Annotated in this window: 11 protein-coding genes; 3 read left to right on the top strand and 8 right to left on the bottom strand. The window is 58.5% G+C overall.

Annotated elements, in window-relative coordinates; translation table 11 throughout:
• The first annotated feature begins 46 nt into the window (after positions 1-46).
• Entirely contained in the window at positions 47-1,441 is a 1,395-nt protein-coding gene (locus HRQ60_RS01740) for an allantoinase (RefSeq protein WP_172193905.1), read from the top strand.
• A gap of 261 nt (positions 1,442-1,702) precedes the next feature.
• On the opposite strand, the gene HRQ60_RS01735 is transcribed toward HRQ60_RS01740, so the two are convergent.
• Positions 1,703-3,694: a beta-galactosidase trimerization domain-containing protein gene (locus HRQ60_RS01735; protein WP_172193904.1), complete on the bottom strand. Its 1,992-nt coding sequence runs from the start codon at positions 3,692-3,694 to the stop codon at positions 1,703-1,705.
• A 169-nt stretch (positions 3,695-3,863) separates the two neighbouring features.
• Between HRQ60_RS01735 and HRQ60_RS01730 the strand changes: the two genes are divergently transcribed.
• The gene (locus HRQ60_RS01730; protein ID WP_172193903.1) at positions 3,864-4,739 is read left to right on the top strand and encodes a helix-turn-helix domain-containing protein; all 876 of its coding nucleotides are present in this window, start codon (positions 3,864-3,866) and stop codon (positions 4,737-4,739) included.
• Between the two features lie 95 nt (positions 4,740-4,834).
• On the opposite strand, the gene HRQ60_RS01725 is transcribed toward HRQ60_RS01730, so the two are convergent.
• From HRQ60_RS01725 to HRQ60_RS01690, 7 genes are all read right to left on the bottom strand, one after another.
• On the bottom strand, positions 4,835-8,248 hold the full coding sequence (locus HRQ60_RS01725; protein ID WP_343044582.1) for an ROK family protein: 3,414 nt from the start codon (positions 8,246-8,248) through the stop codon (positions 4,835-4,837).
• A gap of 128 nt (positions 8,249-8,376) precedes the next feature.
• Positions 8,377-10,236, bottom strand: coding sequence for a class I mannose-6-phosphate isomerase (locus HRQ60_RS01715; RefSeq protein WP_172193902.1), 1,860 nt, complete (start codon positions 10,234-10,236; stop codon positions 8,377-8,379).
• A 149-nt stretch (positions 10,237-10,385) separates the two neighbouring features.
• On the bottom strand, positions 10,386-11,309 hold the full coding sequence (locus HRQ60_RS01710; protein WP_172193901.1) for an AraC family transcriptional regulator: 924 nt from the start codon (positions 11,307-11,309) through the stop codon (positions 10,386-10,388).
• 65 nt (positions 11,310-11,374) lie between these two features.
• A complete protein-coding gene (uxaC, locus tag HRQ60_RS01705; RefSeq protein WP_172193900.1) occupies positions 11,375-12,847 on the bottom strand; it encodes a glucuronate isomerase in 1,473 nt (490 codons plus the stop codon).
• Positions 12,844-14,331 (bottom strand): UxaA family hydrolase, encoded by a 1,488-nt coding sequence (locus HRQ60_RS01700; protein WP_172193899.1) that lies wholly within the window; start codon positions 14,329-14,331, stop codon positions 12,844-12,846. The genes uxaC and HRQ60_RS01700 overlap by 4 nt, the downstream gene beginning before the upstream one ends.
• Positions 14,319-15,761 carry a tagaturonate reductase gene (locus HRQ60_RS01695; protein ID WP_172193898.1) on the bottom strand — a complete coding sequence of 481 codons (1,443 nt, stop codon included), beginning with the start codon at positions 15,759-15,761 and terminating at the stop codon, positions 14,319-14,321. Before HRQ60_RS01695 ends, HRQ60_RS01700 begins: the two co-directional genes overlap by 13 nt.
• Before the next feature lie 98 nt (positions 15,762-15,859).
• The gene (locus tag HRQ60_RS01690; RefSeq protein WP_172193897.1) at positions 15,860-16,873 is read right to left on the bottom strand and encodes a LacI family DNA-binding transcriptional regulator; all 1,014 of its coding nucleotides are present in this window, start codon (positions 16,871-16,873) and stop codon (positions 15,860-15,862) included.
• Positions 16,874-17,031: 158 nt separating this feature from the next.
• Between HRQ60_RS01690 and HRQ60_RS01685 the strand changes: the two genes are divergently transcribed.
• Positions 17,032-18,087 carry a LacI family DNA-binding transcriptional regulator gene (locus HRQ60_RS01685; protein ID WP_172193896.1) on the top strand — a complete coding sequence of 352 codons (1,056 nt, stop codon included), beginning with the start codon at positions 17,032-17,034 and terminating at the stop codon, positions 18,085-18,087.
• Positions 18,088-18,271: the final 184 nt, after the last annotated feature.

Genomic DNA, 18,271 nt, shown 5'->3' with positions numbered 1-18,271 from the left:
TCCGCACCTGCATCTCAATCGAAAGATTCGAAAAGGAGAGAAGTCTATGGAACGTTTGGATCTGATCGTCCGCGGCGGCAGTGTCGTACTGCCGGGCGGCGTTACGAAAGCCGACATCGGCATCAAAAATGGAAAAATCGCCGCAATCGCCGAAAATCTGAATGCGGAAGCGGAGCAGGAGTGGGATGCGGCCGGACGGCATGTGCTGCCGGGCATGATCGACGTACACGTCCACTTCAGCGAGCCGGGGCGGGAACACTGGGAAGGGTTCACGACCGGGTCGGCCATGATGGCCGCCGGAGGCTGTACCACCTTTTTCGATATGCCGCTGAACGGTATTCCTTCGACGGTCACCGAGGAAGCGCTGCTGGACAAAGCTCGTCTGGGCGGAGAAAAGTCGATCGTCGATTTCGGGCTTTGGGGCGGACTTGTGCCGGGCAATGAAGACGATCTGCAGCCGCTGGCGGAATCGGGCGTGATCGGGTTCAAAGCGTTTCTGTCCACGACCGGCAACAAGGAATTCGAAGCGGTGGACGATATGACGCTCTTGACCGGCATGAAAAAGATCGCGGCGCTCGGTAAGATTCTGGCCCTGCATTCGGAAAGTGCGGCGATCACCAACTGGCTTAAGGAAGAAAAAGAAAAAGCCGGTCTGTTCAGCGCCGACGACTATCTGGAGACGCGTCCGATCATCGCCGAGGTCGAAGCGGTAGAGCGTGCGCTGTACTACTCGGAAATTACCGGCTGCGCGCTGCATTTCGTGCATATCAGCTCGGCCGCGGCCGTCGCGAAGATCGAAGCGGCCAAAGCGCGGGGCATGGACGTAAGCGTCGAGACGTGCGCGCATTACCTGCTGTTCAACCATGACGATCTGCGGGAAAAAGGAACGATCGCCAAGTGTGCGCCTCCGCTGCGCGAAGCGGACGAGCAGCAGCGGTTGATCGCCCTGCTCGCGGACAACAAATTCGATATGCTGTCGTCGGACCATTCGCCTTGTCCGTACGACATGAAGGATCCGAAAGATTTCAATCTGTTCCAGGCGTGGGGCGGGATCAGCGGCGGGCAGTTCACCCTGCTGTCGGCGCTGGAAACGGCGCTTGCGCAGAACATTCCGCTGGAAAAAGTCGCCGCCTGGACCGCTTCCAATCCGGCTGCGCGCTTCGGCCTGTCGGATCGCAAAGGCACGATCGCCGTTGGCCTCGACGCGGACCTTGCGATCGTCGATTTGAACGAAGCGTTCACTGTGACGGAAGACAACTATTACGCCAAGCATAAACAGACCCTGTACATGGGACATACCTTTCCCTGCAGCGTGACCGGAACAATTGTGCGCGGCGAGATCGTCGTACGCGGCGGCGACGTCACAGCTTCCCAGCCGACGGGAAGCTGGCAGAAGCCGGCGGGGCTCGGAGCTGCGGCGGAAGAACTGTCGGCGACGTAGCCAATATGGATACGAAAAAAGATACACCGCTCCGGAAGCGGAACAGCCTGCTCGGCCAACGTTTGAAGTCCGCTTGATCCGCACGTCAAAACCGCTCTGTCGCCACGTTGGCGAAAGAGCGGTTTTGACGTGCGCTTTTTTCAGGGCAGCTGTCCGTCACCCCATGCCAACGAATCCTGCGATCGTCGCTCTAGCCGTCTTCGCCACCCCCAAGATTCCTGCTGCAGTGACACTCAGCGCGCTCCTGCTTCAACCCATCCCTCAGAACTCCGCAACCACCATCTGATGGCATGACCACTCGGGTACGGTGCAGGCGATTTTTCCGTTCTCCTGTACAAAATCGAGCGGCGTGCGCTGCGGAGCCAGGTACAGCCGCTTGACCGTACGCGTCTCAGCAAGCGTCACCTCGGTCCGCTGAACAATCGGCAGGTCCTCGATCACTTCGGTATCTTTGCCGCGGCGGATCGGAGGAGCGTACAGCAGATGCAGCACCCGGCGGTCGGCCTCCGGCTGTTCCTGCAGCGTGACGATTCCCTGTGCAGGTAGCTTGACGGATACAGTGCGCCCGCCGGCTGTGGATTCCAGCAGGGAATCGAGCAGATGAATCAGAATCTGTTTGACCGGCAGGCTGCCATAACGCGCATAATCGGTGAACAGATTCCAAGCCGCATAAAATCCGTCCGCCCCTTCGGTAAAGCCCGGTCCAACGTCTACGCCCCGGGAAGGCGCATGGCGATGCGAAGTGAAGGTGAAAAGGTCGCGGTTGAAATACGGATTCTGCCGGCTGCCAAGCGAACGGCCGCCTGCCGCCAAGCCGACCTCGTACCCTGTCGCATAGACCAGAAACGAAGTGCTTCTCAGCGACGCGAGTTCAAAATCCGGACGGGCATAAGTGGGATTGAACGGCGACTCTCCGATCCATTCCGCCCCCAGGTCCAACGCGAACCGGTCGCCTGCCGGCGTCAGGCCCGAACGCCCCGTTGCCAGAATCCGGCTCCCGGCCGCCGTAAAAGCGGCAAGCTTCGATTGCAGTTCGGGTGTGACGGCGATCCGGTCCGGCAGGATCAGAATCCGGTAAGGCTTCAGGTCGCTCTGCGTATCGACGACATCGAACAGATAATGTCCTTCCAGCAGAATACGCACCGCTCCGGTGTCGGCCGCGGCCGCGTCTTTCTCGGCCGCGGCTCCGCTCTCGAAGAACGAACCGGCCGCTTCCGCGGACAGAAGCGCAATATCGGCGACCGCAGAGACGTCCCGGCACCATTCTTCTTTGGCTTCGACTTCCGCATAGGCTTCGCCGATCAAAGCATAGGTCGCTTCGTCCATTTCGCCGAGCGGATGCAGTTGATCCCCGACCGAACATCCCGCACCGTTCGCGAGATTCAGTGCCGCTTCGTAACGCAGCGCATTGGGATGCTTGAAGCCGCCGAATTCGCCCCAGAATTGATGGAACTTGCCGGTCATGCCGAGCACGTCCATGCCAAGTCCCTGGGCATAACGCGCCGACAGAGGGAAGTGGTCGTAACCCCAGCCGCCGGTCGGCAGCGATTCCAGTTCGAGATGGGTATTGAACGCAGCCAGATCCCGGCGCCCGCGCGCAATATGGCCGTTATTATGGAACAGCGGCAGTTCCGGTTTGAGCGTATGCACCGCCTCGTCCATGGCAGCTCCGTACTTCGAGTAGGTTTCTTCCCACAGAGCGCGCATATCTTCCGTACTGCGGGGGTCGGAACCCCGGCGGCGAATTTCGGCGACGCAGGACTGGCAGTAGCATTCGCGTACCCCGACGATATCGAGAAAAATGCCGTCCGCGTCATAACGTTCGACTACTTCCCGAACTTGGGCCGCCAGCATGTCCAGATAAGGCGTGTTCATACAGAACTGATGGTAGCCCGGTTCCATAAAATCGGCGGCCCAGTTGGTACGTTCCTGACGGTCGCGAATCAGCCATTCCGGATGACGTCGCGCCAGCTTTTCGTCGAGGCCCGCGGAGAGGTAGACCGGCGTACGGACCCCGATCTCGTGCGCCGCTTCGATCTGTGCGCCGAGCAGGTCAAACGACAGATTCGGGTGGGTGTCGTTGGCTTCGGACGGATGGTAAGCCCAGCCGTGATGGCATTTGGAGAAGACGGTGATCGAGTCCACATGGCCGAGCTTCAGCATGTTCTGAAACTGCGTTTTTGAAAAGTCCCTACCGATCTCGGGCAGCGCTTCGGATGTGTGGAAATCGAGATGAACCTGACGGAATCTCATGGAAAGTCCTCCTGTATGAACAAAATGGATGCAGATTGGCAAAACGGCGAACCGTACGATCTCTACTACTGTAACCGATCTTTTTGCCGAAAAAAGCTGACAATCCCGACTCTGTATCGTACAATCTCTACATCATTTACCGAGAGCTTCAACAGAACGGAGGGAAGTTGTGCGCGTGTTGGAACTGGATATTCCGCCTCTGCCGGAGATTGCCGCCGTCGGACACGGTATTTGGCGCAAAGGGATGAGGCATGCCGAGCGGGTCTTCGAAGCTTACGATCTGATCGTATGCGTATCGGGGACGCTCTATATCGAAGAAGAAGGGGAACGCTACGCAATCGCTCCCGGAGAGATGCTGATTCTGGAAGCGGGGCGCCGGCATGGCGGTTATCGGGCAGTCGAATACGACACCGAAGTGTATTGGATCCATTTTCGGCAAACAGCCGCAGCCCGGATCCGGGAGAGCGAAGAGCTTGCGCCCGGACAGCCGCTGCCGCCCCGTACAAGCCAGGAAACGCAGCCGGGCCCCGGCAGTATCGCCCTTCCGAAATATGCGGCCGTCGATCTGGCGGCGCTTCGGCCGCTGCTGAACGGCATGCTGCGTGTGTACGAAACGCTGACGCTGGCCCGCTCTTTCGAGCTTCAGGTCGAGTTCGGTCAACTGCTGCTTCATCTGCAAAAAGGATTATCGATCTCGCCGGGCCGCTCCCGCGCCGATCGCCTCGGCGAAGAAACAGCGGCCTATCTGGCGCGCTGCCTTCAGCAGCCGTTCGATTCGGCTGTGATGGAGCGCGATCTGCATTATCATTTCGATTACCTTTCCCGCTGCCTCAAACAGTACACCGGGATGAGTCCGCTCTCTTACCGGCATCATCTGCAGATTGAACGCGCCAAACGCCTGCTTGCGCATTCCGACGATACACTTGGCAGGCTGGCCGAACAATGCGGATTCCGCGACGCCAACTATTTCGCCCGTTTGTTCAAGCGCGAAACGTCGCTGACGCCCGGCGAATACCGGAAGAGATATTCGGTATTTCGAACCTGAACGATCGGGAAGACCAAGCGAACACCGGGGAATGAAAAAGAAGGTCCGAGCCTGCTCGGACCTTCTTCGCTGCGGGGAAACGGGGCGAATACCCGCTACTTCATGCGAGTGACGATAAATCCGTCATTAAGGGCCTGAAGCTCATGGGCGAGGCCCGCGGTATCCGCCGATTCTCCTGCGGCCACCGAGTAACGGAATTCATAGAATCCGCCAAGCGTCGCCTTGAAATTGGTTTCCCAGTAGTTCGTCAACGGCCAGGAATACGGAAGGGGCTGCGCTTCGGCCGGCTGTTGGGTGTGCACCAGACGTCGGCCGTATTCGAGCGGGCCCAGCTGTACCAGCGGCGTATCCGGCATACTGATCAGAAGCGAATCCGAAGCTTCGCCGACCCAGGCCAAACCGTTCTGCACGCATGTATAATCCAGGCAGGTTCCCGGAAGCTGATCTTTCCAGGGACGAATCCATTCCCCTGCTTTGTCCGCGTACAGCCTGTCCGGGGCTGCGCTTCCGCCGGTAAACGGCAGGGCGATATAGACGTTTTCGGACATCCACACGCTGTCTTTGTGCAGTCGGACCGCGACATCGACCCGATTTATCGTGGCGTATACCTTGAGGAAAAGGTGATACGAACTCATGCCTTCCACCTCGTACTGCAGCTCCAAGGTCGCTTGGAGCGGTCCGTTTTCCAGCGTCTTGACCCGTATCAGACGGCCGGCGGAGCGATGGACATCCGGGCCTTTGCGATTGCGGCCCATTTGGCTTCGGGAGGTCCATACCTCTCTTGCATTCCGCGGATTTTCTACAGAGGTCACTTCGTACACAGGCGTGAAAGCGCCGTGGGGGCTGCCGGCTTTCAGCCGCTCCTCTCCGGTCGGAAGATTGCGCCACGAGACGATACCCTGCCCTTGTTTCCATTCGATTCGGCAAAACGGAGACTCGATCCCCTGTTCATGAATCGAAATCGGAAAAGGGGGAGCAGAATCCGGATATAGGTCTTCCATATCGGAAATCCGGTCGCTTCCGATCAGCCGGGTGTTGGACGTCGTGATTCCGGCCGCTTCGTTTTTTGGGGGGCGGGGAACAATATGGAGCAGAGCGTCTTCTCCGGCTTCCAAAGCGATATCTACATTCATTAACTGCGGATGAGTCTGCTGCCAGTCCAGTTTCCGGCCTGTCTGTTCGTGTACGATATCGAAACCGCCGGCCAGCAGAGCGGGCTCCCATCCGTCCAACTGCAGAGCGGCCAACTGCCGGGAAGCGACCGGTGCGGTATTAATCACCCGGTAGCGAAGCATCCGTTCGGGAGAAAGAGAGGCGGCACCTTGGGCGGCAAGAACTTTGTCCAGCGCTCCATAGGCGAGGCGGCTTGCTTCTGCGGCATTAGCCAGCTTCCGGACTTCCAGCAGCTGTACGTTCGGATGCCACGGCTCGGAAATGGAAGAATGGTAGCCCCACGTATGTTCGGCATACAGAATAAGAGGCTGCAGAATCTTGTCGATCTCGGTCTTGGCAAGGACGACCCGATCGGGGTCTAGATGTTCCGCTTGTCTAAGCACACGCTGGGCATCGCGGAAGATTTGGGTATGCATAGCCGTGGACGCCGTACCGTCGGACCACCAGTCCGGCCAATCTCCTCTGTGGACAGGCAGGCCGCTGGTATCTTCGCGCTTGAGACGCTCGAAAAAATCGTGCAGGCCGGTCATTTCGATACGGATCGTTTCGCCGTATTGTTCGTTCCAGCTGCGGATAAAGCCAGGGATGCGTTCGTTGGGCGGAGCATTGTCCGTGCCCAGGCCCGAGAGCATGACCGGTACGAAATCGTATGGGTACCCTTCTTCCTCGAGCTTGCACAGATAACGCAGCATCCGGACACGGGCGATTTCGTCATGTCTCTCATCGATCGAGGCATGATCGAATTCGTCCCGGATCACGTATTTGCCCAGCGCACCCGGACACAGACCCAGCTCGTTTCCGAACATGTAGTGTTCGCCGTTCCAGACCAGCAGCCGTTCTCCCGAGGAGGCTTCCCACCATAATGGCGTCTGCTTGCGGCCCAGAGGAAACATGCCGTGATGGGTATGAACGCAGCTGAATAGATGTTTGATTCCGTTTTCCAGCAGGCTGCGCGCATAACCCCAACCATAACCGTTGATGTCCGCCGTCATGGCCGAGTCGACCGTATGTCCGATAGAAGCCGCGTAGGCAACCGCTCTGCTGTGGATATGGCGCAGCAGCGGATAATCCGGCAGTTCCGTCATGTTCAGATAAGTACCGGACAGTTCGATCTGCCCGCCGCGGACGGCCTGAGCGAACTGCTCGCGTTCTTCGGGCGAAGCCTGTTCCAGAAACCGTTCGACGGCCCAGAACGTTTCGCAGGTCCAGCGGAATTTTTCGTCGTCCGACTGCCCGCCTTCTTTAGTTTTTTCCAGAATTCCAAGCGCTTGACGGATAAAGTCGATCTGGAAACGTTCGATTTTCTCCTGGCGTTCCGTGTAGCCGATATCGGTGTGCGAATGATGAATCACACAGACGGTCCATGTTCGTTTCGGCAGAGGTTGCGGATGGTTTTGCAAGGTAGCATTCACAGTCATCGTCCTTTCTTTGTGGACCCGGTCGGGACTTGCACGTTTTTTATCAGCAGAAGGCAGAGAATCTTCGGAATCTTCGAACAAAGCTTCGATTCCCTGAAAGGTAGAGGTCAGGGCACGGTCGCTCGTCTCCAAGAGACCGCTTACACGTTGCATCGGTTCCTGCAGCGGAGCGTTGAACAGGTCGGCGCTTTTCGAGATTTGACCGCCCAGAATCAGGCGATGGGGACGAAAAGAAGCGATATGGGGAGCCAGGAATTCGCTTAACCGGTGTCCGTATTCGGAGAAAACGGCGGCAGCCCGAAGGTCTCCCGTGTAGGCGTTCTCGGCGAAATGCTTGAGATCTCCGCCCGGGTCGACACCGAATTCTCGAGCGAGGCGCAGAATACCCTGCCGGCCGAACTGTTCGTCCGCCGTTCGACCGCGGTAAGGCTGCGGATAGAGATAACCGTCCGGAGGAACGCACGGACCTGCGGCCGGACGGCCGTTCTCGACAAAGGCCGAGCCCAGACCCGTACCAAGCGTCAAGCACAGCAGGCGTTCTCTCGGGTATCGACGTCCGATACCGAGTCCGAACAGAAGAGCATCATTGGCAAAACGAATCTCGGCCTGCGCAAGTTGAGCGGCATAGCGTTGTCCGTGTCGAGCCAGACGAATAAACTCGCTTCGCAGCGCCTCGCGTATGTTGATCCCGTAAAGACTCTCGTACTTGCCCAGATTTCGCAGCAGCGCCACCCCGGCGGAATAATCGAAAGGCCCGGGAAAAGCAAAGCCGACACGCAGGTTCGTAGCGATAGGCAGAAGACCCGCTTGGGCGGTATACCGATCCAGCAGTTCGATACAGGCGGCCGCGAAACCGGATACGATTACAGCGGATTCTTCACCGGAACGGGAAGGCCGGGCATGGATCGTTTCGCTCACGGGGATTCCTCGTACGACAACCGCGCATTTCAGTTCCGTGCCTCCCGCATCAAGCGCCAGCGTAACGGAGTCCGGCGCGGATTCAGGGCTTGCAGACCGAGGGGAGGCAGCCGTCCGCTCCGGGCGATTCATTGCTGCTCCGTCCGGTTTGGCAGCCATCCGTGAGGCAGCAGCGGTGTCTGCCAATGGGCCGCAACGCCCGCTTTGACCAGCTTGCAAGGGGTGTTTCCCGTATTCTCGAGCCGGTATGCCCCGACGGAGGCCGGAACAATACAGCTTTCGGCGTAGCCAAACTCCAGGGTGCCGGCAGGCGAAGACAGCGGGACAAGGCGGACGCTTTCGCCTTCGACCAAGTTGTACATGACGAATTCGCCGTTGGTATCGTCTTCCCAATGATCGACGAGGGAAATACGCTTTACGCTGAACAGCAGTTCGTCGTGCTCGCCCAGCAGATGTTCCTTGTTGTTTCCCTGACGCCCGATGAGCCGGGGAAGAGGAATAAGCTGTGTACGGGCTTCTTTTTCGGAAAGGGAACCTTGTACATTGTGTTTGGCATGTTCAAGATTGAGCGGGCGCGGCTTCCCGTCCAGATCCCGGCGCATGTAATCGTAAATCTTGAAAGTAAACCACCAGGTCGTCGAAGAAATTTCCAGCACGAGGTTGTTTTTACCCGCACAATGGATGGTTTCCGGCGGGACGAGGTACAGAGCGCCTTTCTCCGAATCGTAGGCGTTGACATAGGATTCGAAGGCGAGAGGCTGATCCGTTTCGTGGGACTGCTTGGCCGCTTCCAGAAACTCCTCCGGTGAAGTGTCGTCTTTCAACCCCAGATATACTTTTGCGCCGCTGCGCCGCTGCATAATGTAATAGGATTCCTGCTGCGCCATCTTTTCGTTGAAGGTGTCTTCGATATACGAAGGCTTGGGATGGACCTGGCAGGAGAGATCGCCGCCGTCCATGGTGTCCAGATAGTCGAAGCGGATCGGGAAATAATCGCCGAACAACGCAGCGATCCGATCTCCCATCACGGCCCGGTGCTCACACCCCAGCAGCAGCGAAAAAGGAACTTCGATCGTCCGGTCCCGATACTCCAGCAGAATCGTATTCTCGGGCGCGATCGGCTCGAAGCTCCAGGCGCAGTTCTCCCATTCCGAAGGCAGTCCGCACAGCTGCTTCAGATACTGCCCGCCCCATACCCCGGGTGCGAAAAACGGCTTGACGCGAAAAGGTTGTTTCGCTGTCTCCGCCAGCAGACGTATCAGATCCGCGCTTGCGGTCAAGACCGGCTCGGAAGGACGGTTCAGGTCCACGTAGTAATCGAAGCGGCTCAAATTCTGTTTGCGGTAAGTTTCCCGGATCGGCCATTCCAGAAACAAACAGATTTTGTACTTTTCCGTCCGGTCCCGGTTCCAGGAGAAGCCGAAATTGCGCAGCGAGCGCCGATGTTCCTGCTGCTGATACTCCCGGGACACATCACAGTAGAACGAAAGATCGATCCGATCTCCTCCCAGCCACCGAGCGCCGGGGCCGCAGATCAGAAAAATTTGGGGAACGGAGAGATGCTGCTTCAGATCCGTATCTATTTCTTCCGCCCAGCATGCGGCTGCTCCCGGACGGAAATACTCGGTGAACGAGACGCCGTCTGCCCTATAGCCGAACACCCGGTTATCGGTGATATGGCGATCGAAGCGCCGGCGCAGTTCGCTCCCGGTGTACAGATAATCTTCGGTAAAATAGACCTGCAGCCGGATCGATTGGTGTTCCAGTCGTTCCGCCAATTCGGAGATAACCGCTGCAAGGTCCGCGCCGTGCGTCGCATCGATCGCCATAATGCTTTTCTTTTGTTGTCCGTTCCGGAATGCTGCCAGAACGGCTTCCGCTATCGCTTCGTGACCGGTCTGCAAATCGGGCGGGAACCCGCCCGGATCCGCACAAGCCCAGTCGGATCCATCGGCGTGAATCCGGTTTCGCGGCAGCTTGTCGAACATAACAAAACCCTCCGTTCTTTCTACAAATTGAGTTTGGGAGCGGAAGCAGAACACGTTCTGCCGGCTCAAGCTCATTGTAGATAAAGTAGGGAGGGTCGTATTTGGACGAAGCGGCTTCCTTTTTGTACAGAACGGACATCGGGCCATACTCAACGGACAGAATCGGAACGTCCTTCGGCGAATCCCGAACGTCTGAAACGTGCCGGAGGTACGCCCAGCTTGCGGGAAAAGACCCGGGTGAAATAATGGACCGATTCGAATCCGCATTGTTCGGCGATTTCCTTGATTGCGGCATTCGTGGAGAGCAGCAGCTGTTGGGCCCGGCGAATACGGCGCTCCTGCACGTAATGGATCAGGGTCTGCCCGCATTCCTCCATAACCAATCGCGACAGATGGCGAGGCGAAACATGCAGATGTTGGGCAATGTTTTCCAAGGTCAGTCCAGCTTCCAGATTGTCTTCGATATACAGGCGGGCCCTCTGGAACAGCTCGCTGCCCGGCCGCCGCCGTATGTCCGCGAAAGCCGATTCGACGGGAACCTCGGTCGCATCCGGCATAAACAAAGGGAGAAACGAAGACAATAACGAATGGGATACATTTTGCAGGACTTCCGCCGGGTAACGCAGAGGCTCCTGTTCGCACATCGCAAGCAGGACTTCCCACAGCTTGGCTGCAGGTGTGAGACAGACCGAGTCCAGGCAGGGAACCCCGTCCTGGGCCAGTCTCCGAAAAGCCTTCGCATAATCGGCCCGCGTCGTTTCTTCATCGATGTCAAAAGCGACGAACAGCAGCGCCATGCCGTCTTCGCTGCGAATTTGATGCCAGGCGCCGGGCCGCGAACAGATGGCGCTGCCCGCACGAAGCGGGTAATCGTTACCGCTGTCGCTGTAGGCACCGTTTCCTTCCAGCACATAGCAGATTTCGAAAAAAGAATGGCGGTGGACGGAGTTGCTGTAATGCTTCGGCATAAATCCCCAATAATGGACATGAAAGTTCGACGGTCCCTGGCGCAGATCCGTGGCATGAACGTTCATCCATGCATTTGCTTTTTTAAAAGCGGTCAGCGAAGCCATAACGACACTCCTTGTTGTTCTTTCACGATCGGTTAAAGTCTATCCTAACCTTCGAAGAATTCCTTTTAGGCCTGGCCGAATCCGAAATAAGCGGCCGCGTTGCCGTAAGCGATATCCTGCACGATTCCGCCGAGCAGCTCCGGATCGTCCGGCGCTTCGCCGCGCTGCGCCAGTTCGCCGAACCATTCGCACAAGACCCGCCGGAAGTATTCGTGGCGGGTGTAGGAGAGGAAGCTGCGCGAATCCGTCAGCATGCCCACGAACCGCGGCAGCAGCCCGTTGTCGGCCAGAAGCGTCATTTGCCGGCGCATGCCGTCCCTCGTATCGTTATACCACCAGCCGGAACCGAGCTGCATTTTACCGGGAATATCCCGCTGATAGCAGCCCATCAGTGCAAGCAGCGCCGGATAATCGCCGGGGTTGAGCGAGTAGAGAATGGTCTTCGGCAGACCCGATTCGGTCTCGGCCCGGTCGAGCAGGCTCGATAAGGATACGGTAAGCGGCAGATCGTTCAGCGCATCATACCCGGTATCCGGGCCAAGCTTACGGAACATCGGCGTATTGTTGTTGCGGTAAGCGTGCAGGTGCAGCTGCATCGTCCAGCCCTGCTTCGTATAGGCGGCGATCAGGCGCAGCAGCAGTTCGGTGCGGTAAGCGGTCACTTCGTGCTCGGATAGAGACTCGCCGGACAGCCGCTTGGCGAAGATCGTTTCCAGCGTCTGCGGATCGGCGGCCGCATATTTCAGCGTATCCAGCGCATGGTCGGACAGGCGGCATCCCCGTTCATGGAAAAAGGCGACCCGTTCATCCAGCAGATCGGCGAGCGCCGCAAACGAAGAAACGGAACGTCCGCCTGTCTGTTCCAGCCGCGCGATCCAATCGGGGAAACCTTCGGCGTCGATATTCAGCGCTTTGTCCGGACGGAAGGTCGGCAGTACGGCGAATCGGGCTTCTTCTTCCGCCAGCAGGCGATGGTATTCGAGATCGTCCGCGGGATCGTCGGTCGTGCAGACGATCCGGACGTTCGAACGGGCGATCAGCGCGCGTCTGGTGAAATCCGGCTCCTGCAGCCGGGCATTGGCCCGTTCCCAGATCTCGGGCGCGCTCTGCTCATTAAGCGGCGTATCGATACCGAAAAAGCGGCGCAGCTCCAGATGGGTCCAGCTGTAGAGCGGATTGCCGACCGTTCTCGGAACCGTCTCCGCCCAGGCGGCAAAGCGGTCGTAATCCGAAGCCGAGCCGGTAATCCGCTGCTCGTCGATTCCGTTAGCCCGCATCAGCCGCCATTTGTAATGGTCTCCGTACAGCCAGGCCTGCGTCAAGTTGGCAAACGGGCGGTCTTCGTAAATTTCCCTCGGATCGAGATGGCAGTGATAATCGATGATCGGCATAGGGCTCGCGTAATCGTGGAACAGTTTTTTGGCAATGTCCGTGGACAGCAGGAAATCGTCGTTCAGGAAACCGCCTGCTGCCGATTGCGGCGTGCCGCTGTTTGTCTCCGAACGGACTTCGCCCGGTTTGTTCGTGTTTGTATTCATAGTGTAACCCCCGTTTTGAAAATGGCCAGCTCGCGTACCTGATTCTGCTCATTGCGCGTCGGACGGCCGCTTGCGACTTCGATCAGATAAGAGATAAAGTCTTCAAGCACTTCTTCCATCGGCTGCTCCAGCAGGGGCCCGGCGTTGAAGTCCATCCAATGTCCTTTTTTGGCAAACAGTTCGTTGTTGGTGGCGATCTTCACGGTCGGGACAAAGCTGCCGAACGGCGTGCCGCGCCCGGTCGTGAACAGCACAAGCTGGCAGTCCGCTGCGGCCAGCGCCGAAGAAGCGACGAGGTCGTTGCCGGGTGCCTGCAGCAGGCTCAGGCCTTTGCGCCGCAGTTTCTCGCCGTATTTGAGTACGTCGACCACGGCCGAAGTGCCCGCTTTTTGCGTACAGCCAAGCGATTTGTCTTCCAGAGTGCTGATACCGCCCGCCTTGTTGCCCGGCGACGGATTTTCGTAGACCGACTCGCCGTGCGACAGGAAATACTGTTTGAAATCGTTGATGAGCCAGACGATATCGCGGAACACTTCTTCGTTTTGCGCGCGGGCCATCAGCACTTTTTCGGCACCGAACATTTCGGGGACTTCGGTCAGAATCGTGCTGCCGCCTTGGCCGATCAGGAAGTCGGAGAGAGCGCCGAGCAGCGGATTGGCCGTAATGCCCGAGAATCCGTCGGAACCGCCGCATTTGAGTCCGACGTTCAGTTCGCTCAGCGGCACGGGTTCGCGCTTGTCGCCAAGCGAAGCTTCGTACAATTCTTCGAGCAGCTGCATGCCCGCTTCAACCTCGTCGCCGACTTCCTGGGCCACAAGGAATTTGACGCGCGATTCGTCGAAATGGCCCAGTTTCTCCCGGAATTCCGCTACGATGTTGTTCTCGCAGCCAAGCCCGAATACGAGCACGCCGCCCGCATTCGGATGCTGCACGGCGTCAAGCAGAATATCGCGCGTCATCTTGTGGTCTTCGCCGAGCTGCGAGCAGCCGTAGGGATGCTTGAGCACCGTTACGTTGTCGAACGCGCCGAGATCGGGATGAAGAAGCTTGAACTCCGCGACGATCTGTTCGGCGATGCCGTTGACGCATCCGACCGTAGGCACAAGGAACAGATCGTTGCGGATGCCGACTTTGCCGCTGCTGCGGCGGTAACCGTCGAAGGTCAATCCGCGGGCGGGATAGAAGGCGGGATGCAGTTCCGGAACATAGTCGTATTCTTCTTCGCCGGCAAGCGTAGTGCGGATATTATGCAGATGGACCCATTCGCCGGCTGCGATATCTTCGACCGCGCAGCCGATCGGCGCGCCGTATTTCATGACGACTTCACCTCGGGCAATCGGAGCCGTCGCGATCTTGTGTCCCTGCGGTACTTCGCGCAGCGTTTCGAGCTTCTGGCCTTCGGCTTCAAGCGTCTCGCCGCCGTTCAGCGGGCGAAGAGCGACAGCCACATTGTCGCGGGCATTCATTTTCATCAAAGTTCGCATGTTGTTGTTCCTCCTTGTACGAGTCGGTGCAGCAGTTCGCGGGGACCTGAGATTTCCAATTCCCGCAGCTGGTTCTGCAACGCGGCAGCGAGACCGTCCAGTTCGTTCAAGTCGAGTCCCCACAGGGAAGTGTCGCCCAAGATCGCCGGAACGAAATCTGCCGGATCGGAGGGGGCACGGTCGAAAATAGCGAGTACGGAAGCTTCATCCTGGCGTACGACCCGGTCGCCCTTGTAGCTGTAGAGCAGGGCGGACAAAGCGAGCACGATGCCAGGCGGCAGTTCGCGGCGTTCCCGAACGAAGCGAAGCAGAATCGGCAGCAGGCGCGATCTGAATTTCGATACGCTGTTCAGCGAGATCGAGCGCAGCTCGTGCCGGATCGAAGGATTGCGGAAGCGTTCCTGCACGGCTTCCGCGTAGGAGCGAAGCTGCTCCAGCGGAAGATCGAGCATCGGAATCAGTTCGTGTTCGATCAAGGAGCGGACATAACCGGAGAAAGCTTCGTCGTTCATCACGTCTTCGACCGTTTCCAGTCCGGCCAGCAGACCCAGGGGGACCATGGCCGTATGCGGCCCGTTCAGCAGATGCACTTTGCGCTCGCGGTACGGCGTCATATCTTCCGTTACGATGACGTTCAAGCCGGCTTGTTCGAAAGGCAGCTGTTCGCGAATAGAATCGGGTCCTTCGATCACCCAGAGCAGATACGGTTCCGCGGTTACCGCCAGATCGTCCCGATAACCGAGCCGCTGCTGCAGTTCCTGTTCCCGGCCGCGGGGGAACCCCGGCACAATCCGGTCGACCAGACTGCAGCAGAACGTATTGTCCGTATCCAGCCACTGCTTGAAGTCTTCGCCGAGCCTCCAATCATCCGCATGTCTCTTCACAATTTCCAGCAGTTTCTCGCCGTTGCGGTCGATCAGCTCGCAGGGAATCACAGTGAAACCGGGTCCGCCCAGCGAAAATCGCCGGTACAGCAGGGCGGTCAGTTTGCCGGGAAAGCCTGCGGGCGGCTCGTCTTCGTACCGATCTTCGGGCCGATACACGATTCCCGCTTCGGTGGTGTTGGAGACGATCAGACTCAGCCGCGGGTCGTTCGCAAGCGCCAGATAATCGGCATAATCCGTATAAGGATTGACCAAACGGCTGATGCTGGAGACGACTTCGGCGGAATCGACCGCCTGCCCTTGTTCGATTCCGTTCAGCAGTACGGTGAACAGATAATCCTGCTGGGCGAATGTGGAGTTCGTTTCTTCCGAGATCGGCTGAACCAGAACCGCACTCCCGCCGAACAGTCCGCGATCGTTCATCTGCTGCATCTGCCAGTTGAAGAAGGCCCGCATAAAATTCCCGCCGCCGAATTGGATTACTTTTTCGGGGAAAACGGTCAGGTCTGTTCGAGTGCTGCGCGACAATCCGGGGAAACTTGTCATCTTTTTGGCTCCTTTGGAGTGAATTTTGCACACGTGAACATTTTAGGGTGAAAAGCGCCGTTTCCGGCTGCACCGGAGCATCCGGCGCTGAAACGGAATCAGCTCCCGTCGATCTCCGCCGGTTCGGCGACGGAACGCCGCAGGATCAACCGGCTGCCGAGCAGATGCTGCACCGGCTTCAGATCCGGATGCTCCATATGCCGCAGCAGCAGCTTCGTACCTTCCTCGGCAATCTCCGCCACGGATTTGCGGATAGTCGTCAGCGGAGGATTCGTATACCGCGCGAACACCATATCGTCGAAGCCGATCAGCGAGATGTCGCCGGGAATACTCACGCCGCGGTCGAAGCAGGCATTCATGGCACCGATCGCCATGTCATCGTTGCCGCAGAAGACGGCGGTCGGACGCTGCGGAAGATCGAGCAGGCGGTTCATCGCGCTGTATCCGCTCTCGATACTGTAGTCGCCCTGGACGAAATAATCCGGATTCGGAGTCAGTCCGTGTGCGATCAATCCGTCCATATAGCCCGATCGGCGTTCGGACGAAGACTTGAAACCCGGCTTGCCTTCGATGATGGCGATCCGCCGATGCCCCCGTTCGCAGGCGTGGTCGGCCGCGGCTCTTCCGCCGACCCGGTCATCGGAGGCGACATTCGGAATCGACGGATCGTCCAACTGACGGTTGAGCACGACCAGAGGAATCCCGGAAGCCCGCACATGGTAGATAAATCCGTTATCGAGTTCGCTCTGGCTCATGACCAGAATCCCGTCGTAACGGCGGGGATTGACGCTGCCCAGACTGCCGGGATCGTCGATGCCGCTGACCGTCAGCATGTAGTTTTTGTCCAGTTCCCGCCGGATGCCTTTGAGCGCATCCGCGAGGAAGCTGGACGAAGTCCCCTGTTCGATACTGGAGAAAAACAATCCGATCGTGTTGGATTTGCGCGTGACGAGATTCTTGGCGCTGTAGTTGGGCATATAATTCATATCCGCAGCGATCTTCTCGATCCGCTCCCGTGTTCCCGGCTTGATGAGCGAACTGCCGTTCAGCGCGCGGGAAACGGTCGTATGGGAGACTCCGGCCGCCCGTGCAATGTCTTTGATCGTAATCATGGTTTGATCTCCCACCTTATAAATGTTAACGTTTTCATCATAAAGCCGTCAGGGGAGGTTGTCAACGCGGAGAAGACTGCGAAAAGCCGGTTTTTGGAGACGCATTCCGGTCTGTACAGCCGATATAACACGTGTTATATTGGGTGCGAGGTGCTGTGATGACTCCCAAATCGACAGGTTCCAAAAGAACGACCAGCCAGGATGTGGCGCGTCTGGCCGGCGTCTCGCGCAGCGTGGTCTCGGCCGTACTGAACGGGACGCCGGGAATCGGCGTAAGCGAGCAGACGCGCGAGACGGTGCTGGAAGCGATTCGTCAGCTGGATTACCATGTGGACGCGCGGGCGCGCGGAATGAAGACGGGCCGCAGCATGACGCTTGCCGCATTCGGCGATACGGTCCATCCGCTGTTTATGCGGCTGCTGGAAGGCATGCAGCGGGCGGGCGAAGCGCAGGGCTACCATCTGCTGCTCAGCTCGCCGGGGCGGGGGAAGCCGGGCGAAGCGCGCGCCGAACTGCTGGAACTTTACCATCAGCGCAGAATTGACGGAATTGTGACGCTTGACGATACCAGTTATCGAGATCCGGAGTGGGCGGAGCGGATCTGCGCGATCGGCGTGCCTTACGTATCGGTGGAAGGATATGCCGAGGCGGAGAATATTCATTCCGTGCATGCCGATTACCGCGGCAGTATGGAGACGGCGCTCGACTATTTGCGGGCAAAGTCTCCCCGGTCCGTCTTCGCTCCGGAGTACGCGGAAGTATTCAGCGCTTCACACGGCGGCCGAGTCAACGAAGCGGAGCGGCAGCGCAGGCAGGGCTATGAAGACTGGTGCCGTAGGTACGGGTTGCAGCCGGACGTCTCGCGTCATCTGCAGCAGGCCGACCGGGTAGACTGGACCGACTGGTGCCAACGGCGCAGCGAGCGCAAGCAGGCTCCGCCGGTTCTGGTGAATTGGTCCAGTGCGGTTCCCGACCTGTACCGCGCCGCGCGAACCTGCGGATTGACCGTCGGCGGCGATCTGCGCGTCATGGCCGCCGACAATACGATTCAAGGCGACGTATTGAGCGTGCCGACACTCAGCTGCGTGGAGATTCCTTATGCGGCAATGGGGGAAGCGGCGGTCGCCGGCGTGCTGAGGCAGGCGCAGGGCGAGAGCGGATCGCCTTCCAAGCTGCGGCTGCCCGCTCTGCTGAAGCCGGGCGAGAGCGCGTGATTCCGTTCGCGCACGCGGGGGGAACGGATATCAGGCGGCGCAGTCCGCAGAAGATCGGCCGGAGCTTTGGCGGATAGAATGGAGAGCAGATGGCTTGATAGGCATCTTCGGAATTCAAGGCGGTATTCTTCGGAATCCGCCCATTTCTTGGTCATATAACACGTGTTATACAGGAGGCGATGAT

Origin of the sequence: Saccharibacillus qingshengii (assembly GCF_013185195.1) — a bacterium.
GTDB classification, from domain to species: Bacteria; Bacillota; Bacilli; order Paenibacillales; family Paenibacillaceae; genus Saccharibacillus; species Saccharibacillus qingshengii.
Note: the sequence above shows the minus strand (reverse complement) of the source record. Positions and strands in the feature narration are given on the sequence as shown.

Bases quoted from the DNA above. Each gene is read 5' to 3' on its own strand.
- HRQ60_RS01740 (WP_172193905.1), top strand. From the start codon at position 47: ATGGAACGTTTGGATCTGATCGTCCGCGGCGGCAGTGTCGTACTGCCG.
- HRQ60_RS01735 (WP_172193904.1), bottom strand. From the start codon at position 3,694: ATGAGATTCCGTCAGGTTCATCTCGATTTCCACACATCCGAAGCGCTG.
- HRQ60_RS01715 (WP_172193902.1), bottom strand. From the start codon at position 10,236: ATGTTCGACAAGCTGCCGCGAAACCGGATTCACGCCGATGGATCCGAC.
- HRQ60_RS01710 (WP_172193901.1), bottom strand. From the start codon at position 11,309: ATGGCTTCGCTGACCGCTTTTAAAAAAGCAAATGCATGGATGAACGTT.
- uxaC (WP_172193900.1), bottom strand. From the start codon at position 12,847: ATGAATACAAACACGAACAAACCGGGCGAAGTCCGTTCGGAGACAAAC.
- HRQ60_RS01700 (WP_172193899.1), bottom strand. From the start codon at position 14,331: ATGCGAACTTTGATGAAAATGAATGCCCGCGACAATGTGGCTGTCGCT.
- HRQ60_RS01695 (WP_172193898.1), bottom strand. From the start codon at position 15,761: ATGACAAGTTTCCCCGGATTGTCGCGCAGCACTCGAACAGACCTGACC.
- HRQ60_RS01690 (WP_172193897.1), bottom strand. From the start codon at position 16,873: ATGATTACGATCAAAGACATTGCACGGGCGGCCGGAGTCTCCCATACG.
- HRQ60_RS01685 (WP_172193896.1), top strand. From the start codon at position 17,032: ATGACTCCCAAATCGACAGGTTCCAAAAGAACGACCAGCCAGGATGTG.